Raw genomic sequence first — 4,523 nt, forward strand, 5'->3', positions numbered from 1 at the left:
GGGGGAAGGGGCGTGAGACGGGTCACGTGGTGGTGAGGCGGTCGGCGGCGGCCCGCTTGATCGCCGCGTCCCGCTTGCGCACGTACCAGACACCGATCAGCCCGAGCCCTCCGCCGGCCAGGCAGGTCCACACCCACCACGCGTGCCCGTTCTCGTCGAACCAGCCGTAGAAGGGGAGTTGAACGAGGAAGAGGACGAACCACAGGATCGTGCCGCCGGTGATGGTGGCGACAACGGGCCCCTCCAGGGGCTCCGGCGCCTCGTGCTTGGGGGTCCACTTCTCCATGACCCCAGTCTACGAGGCCCCCCACAGCCGCCCTCGCCGCCTCTTTCGACCCTCGTCACATCGACCCGCAGAGATTCGCTAACGCGAGGTTTATATGTTCATACTGGTGGAGACACCGCCTGGCTGGATCTATTCGTAGGAATCCACGAGAGTCCACGAAACCGCCGGGCGGGACCCCCCGACCCCCGTACTCCTGAGGTCCCGTATGTCCTCCTCGGCCACCGCCAAGGCTCCCGCGCCCGAGCAGCCGGGCCGCCGGCCCCAGTTCGGCGCCCTCGACCGCTACTTCAAGATCTCCGAGCGCGGCAGCACGCTGTCCCGCGAGGTCCGCGGCGGTTTCGCCACCTTCTTCGCGATGGCGTACATCATCGTGCTGAACCCGATCATCCTGGGCAGCGCGAAGGACATGTACGGGAACCAGCTCGACAACGCCCAGCTGGTCACCGCCACCGCGATCTCCGCCGCGTTCGCCACCCTCCTCATGGGCGTCATCGGCAACGTGCCGATCGCGCTGGCGGCCGGCCTCGGCGTCAACACCGTCGTCGCGCTCCAGCTCGCCCCGCGCATGTCGTGGGCCGACGCGATGGGCATGGTCGTGCTGGCCGGCTTCGTGGTGATGCTGCTGGTCGCCACCGGTCTGCGGGAACGCGTCATGAACGCGGTGCCGTTCGGCATCCGCAAGGCGATCGCCATCGGCATCGGCCTGTTCGTGCTGCTGATCGGTCTGGTCGACTCCGGCTTCGTCACCCGCATCCCGGACGCCGCCCACACGACCGTCCCGCTTCAGCTGGGCGTCGGCAACCAGCTGCTCGGCTGGCCGGTCCTGGTCTTCGCCCTGGGCGTGCTGCTCACCTTCACGCTGATGATCCGCAAGGTGCCCGGCGCCATCCTGATCTCGATCGTCGCCATGACCGTCGTCGCCGTGGTGATCAACGCGGTCGCCGACGTGAAGAGCTGGGGCCTGACCACGCCCGAGTGGCCCGGCAACCCCTTCGCGGCACCCGACTTCGGCCTGGTCGGCCAGGTCAGCCTGTTCGGCGGCTTCGAGAAGGTCGGCGTGCTGACCGGCGTGCTGTTCGTCTTCACCGTCCTGCTGTCCTGCTTCTTCGACGCCATGGGCACGATCATGGGCATCAGCGACGAGGCGAAGCTGACCGACGCCCAGGGCCAGATGCCCGGCATGAACAAGGTGCTGTTCATCGACGGCATCGCGGTCGCCGCCGGCGGCGCCAGCTCGTCCTCGGCCACCACCTGCTTCGTGGAGTCCACCGCCGGCGTCGGCGAGGGCGCCCGCACCGGCCTGTCCAACGTCGTCACCGGCCTGCTGTTCACGCTCGCGCTGTTCCTGACCCCGGTCGCCACCATGGTGCCGTCGCAGGCGGCCACCCCGGCACTGGTCGCGGTCGGCTTCCTCATCCTCGCGGGCAACATCAAGGAGATCGACTGGAACGACTGGTCGATCGCCGTCCCGGCCTTCGTCACCATGCTGACGATGCCGTTCACCTTCTCCATCACCACGGGCATCGGCCTGGGCTTCATCACCTACGCGGTGCTGCGCCTGGCGACCGGCCGCGCCAAGGGCGTCCCGGCGGCGATGTGGGCGGTGGCCGCGGTGTTCGTCTTCTACTACCTGATGCCGGCCCTCGGCCTCGCCTGATCCTCCGGGGGCGCCGCCGCCCCCGCCGCTACGGCCCCGCGCTCCCGTGCGCGGGGCCGTAGTGCTTCTCCGTTTCCTCGACCGCGGCCCGGAACCGCTGGTCGAAGTCGTCCCTCACCAGCGTCCGGACCACGTAGTCCTGGACGCTCATCCCGCTTCTCGCCGCGTGCCTGCGGAGACGGTCGAGCAGGTCCCCGTCGACGCGCAGGCTGAGCACACCGGTGTCGGTGTGTCCCGTCGTCTGCGTCATCTGCATGGCCATGAGGGTCGCGCCGGAGGGCGGAAACAGTCCCGTTTCCTTCGCCCGGACCACTCCTTCGGGTGATCTCGCCCACCCTCCTGCACGCATGAGGCCCTGTCATTGTTCTTTAGAGAGGGTAATGAGTTACTCTAAGGACATGCTGGACCTCCACCACGGCGACGACGCGGACGCCGTGAACGACCTGCGCTCCGCGGTGATGCGCCTGGCCCGCCGACTCAAGCACCAGCGGGTGGACGAGTCGCTGAGCCCCACCGAGATGTCGGTGCTCGGCACCCTCGCCCGCTGCGGCCGTGCCACCCCGGGTGAGCTGGCCCGCAAGGAGCACGTGCAGCCGCCGTCGATGACCCGCATCGTGGCCCTGCTCGAGGCCAAGGGGCTGGTCCGTCTGGAGCCGCATCCGGAGGACCGCCGGCAGAAGGTCGTGTCCCAGACCGACGCGGCCGAGGCGATGCTCGAGGAGAGCCGCCGCAGGAGGAACGCGTTCCTCGCCGCGCTGGTCGAAGGGGGACTCGACGAGGAGGAGTGGGCGAAGATCCGTGCCGCCGCGCCGGTGCTGGAGAAGCTCGCCCACCTGTGAGCTGGACGCCAGAAGGAGGCGAACCTTTTTGAGTTCGGGATCCGGAGCAGACTCCGCCCCCGCACCGATCGATCCACCGACCCCCCGCACCACCCCCGCTGCCGTCGCCGGAGCCGAGCCCCGCAAGGGCTCGATGTTCAGTTCCCTCAGGATCAGGAACTACCGGCTCTTCTTCGCCGGCCAGGTCGTCTCCAACATCGGCACCTGGATGCAGCGGATCGCCCAGGACTGGCTGGTGCTCAGCCTCACCGGCTCGTCCACCGCCGTCGGCGTCACCACGGCGCTGCAGTTCCTGCCCATGCTGCTGCTCGGGCTCTACGGCGGCCTGCTGGTCGACCGGCTGCCCAAGCGGCCCACCCTGCTGGTCACCCAGTCCTCGATGGCCGTCACCGGACTCGCGCTGGCCGCGCTCGACCTGAGCGGGCACGTCGAGGTGTGGCACGTCTACCTCGCCGCCCTGCTGGTCGGCATGGCCACCGTCGTCGACAACCCGGCGCGGCAGACCTTCGTCTCCGAGATGGTCGGCCGGGCACAGCTGCAGAACGCGGTCGGCCTCAACTCCGCCAACTTCCAGTCGGCCCGCCTGATCGGTCCCGCCGTGGCGGGCGTGCTGATCACCGGCATGGGCACCGGCTGGGCCTTCCTGATCAACGGGCTCTCCTTCGCCGCCCCCATCGCCTGCCTGATGCTGATGCGGACACGCGAGCTGCACCCGGTGGAGCGCGCGCCGCGCGCCAAGGGGCAGCTGCGGGAGGGCATCCGCTACGTGTCCGGGCGTCCGCACCTGTACTGGACGATCGTCCTGATCGGTTTCGTCGGGGCCTTCGGCTTCAACTTCCCGGTGGTGCTGTCCGCCTTCGCCTACGACGTCTTCGACACCGGGGCGGCGGGCTACTCGCTGTTCAACATCCTGATCGCCGTCGGCTCGCTGGCCGGCGCGCTGCTGGCCGCCCGGCGGGCCCGGGCGCGGCTGCGGCTGCTGATCGGGGCGGCGCTCGCTTTCGGCCTGCTGGAGGTCGTGGCGGCGCTCAGCCCCGGGCTGTGGCTCTTCGCGGCGCTGCTGGTGCCGATCGGGGCGTTCAGCATGACGCTCAACGTCACCGCCAACACGAGCGTGCAGATGGCCACCGAGCCCGCGATGCGGGGGCGGGTGATGTCGCTCTACATGATGGTCTTCATGGGCAGCACGCCGATCGGGGCGCCGCTCGCCGGGTGGGCGACGGACGTGTACGGGGCGCGGGCGGGCTTCGTGGCCTGCGGCGCGGTCGCCACGCTGTCCGCCGTCGCGGTGGGCGTGGCGCTGGCCCGGCTGGGCCGCCTGCGCCTCGCCGTCGGCTGGCAGGGCGCGCACCCCACGGTGCGGGTCGTCCCGCGCGAGCGGGAGCTGGTCACCGCGAGCTGAGTTCGCCACCGCGGGGTGACGGGAGGACGTGAGGGGGCGGGCGCCGGAGCATTCCGGCACCCGCCCCCTCAGGCGTTCCGGGTGCTCAGGATCCCGACGCGGCCCGCCCGTGGAAGGGGCCCTCGTCCGAGCCGCCGATGGCGGCCTTCACCGCGCCGAGGCCGGCCGCGCCGGTGGCCGTGACGCCGGTGATCGTCGTCCGGTGCCGCGGGCGAGGGCCTCCGGCTCCGCCCCGACCGCCCCGAGGGGCGTCAGTCCGCCCGGCGGTGGCGGGCGGCGGCCCACAGGCCGACGATCACGGCGATCAACGCCACCCCGCCCAGGGTGACGCTCCCCCCG

At 70.7% G+C, this 4,523-nt stretch carries 5 protein-coding genes; 3 read left to right on the top strand and 2 right to left on the bottom strand.

Annotated features, from left to right (window positions below; all coding sequences use genetic code 11):
- Positions 1-22: 22 nt before the first annotated feature.
- On the bottom strand, positions 23-286 hold the full coding sequence (locus tag ACOV8S_RS01270; RefSeq protein WP_448315450.1) for a DUF2530 domain-containing protein: 264 nt from the start codon (positions 284-286) through the stop codon (positions 23-25).
- 205 nt (positions 287-491) lie between these two features.
- On the opposite strand from ACOV8S_RS01270, the gene ACOV8S_RS01275 reads away from it, so the two are divergent.
- On the top strand, positions 492-1,943 hold the full coding sequence (locus ACOV8S_RS01275) for an NCS2 family permease (protein ID WP_448315452.1): 1,452 nt from the start codon (positions 492-494) through the stop codon (positions 1,941-1,943).
- A gap of 28 nt (positions 1,944-1,971) precedes the next feature.
- Here ACOV8S_RS01275 and ACOV8S_RS01280 read toward each other — a convergent pair whose 3' ends face one another.
- Positions 1,972-2,199, bottom strand: a complete 228-nt coding sequence (locus ACOV8S_RS01280) for a hypothetical protein (protein ID WP_448315454.1) — start codon at positions 2,197-2,199, stop codon at positions 1,972-1,974.
- 142 nt (positions 2,200-2,341) lie between these two features.
- On the opposite strand from ACOV8S_RS01280, the gene ACOV8S_RS01285 reads away from it, so the two are divergent.
- Together ACOV8S_RS01285 and ACOV8S_RS01290 are read left to right on the top strand one after the other, a co-directional pair.
- Entirely contained in the window at positions 2,342-2,782 is a 441-nt protein-coding gene (locus ACOV8S_RS01285; RefSeq protein WP_382555545.1) for a MarR family winged helix-turn-helix transcriptional regulator, read from the top strand.
- 28 nt (positions 2,783-2,810) lie between these two features.
- Positions 2,811-4,184 (top strand): MFS transporter, encoded by a 1,374-nt coding sequence (locus tag ACOV8S_RS01290; protein ID WP_448315456.1) that lies wholly within the window; start codon positions 2,811-2,813, stop codon positions 4,182-4,184.
- Positions 4,185-4,523: the final 339 nt, after the last annotated feature.

The organism is Streptomyces sp. CO7 (genome assembly GCF_053474865.1).

Excerpts from the sequence above, each read along its gene's own strand:
- ACOV8S_RS01270 (WP_448315450.1), bottom strand. The coding sequence starts at position 286 with ATGGAGAAGTGGACCCCCAAGCACGAGGCGCCGGAGCCCCTGGAGGGG.
- ACOV8S_RS01275 (WP_448315452.1), top strand. The coding sequence starts at position 492 with ATGTCCTCCTCGGCCACCGCCAAGGCTCCCGCGCCCGAGCAGCCGGGC.
- ACOV8S_RS01280 (WP_448315454.1), bottom strand. The coding sequence starts at position 2,199 with ATGCAGATGACGCAGACGACGGGACACACCGACACCGGTGTGCTCAGC.
- ACOV8S_RS01285 (WP_382555545.1), top strand. The coding sequence starts at position 2,342 with ATGCTGGACCTCCACCACGGCGACGACGCGGACGCCGTGAACGACCTG.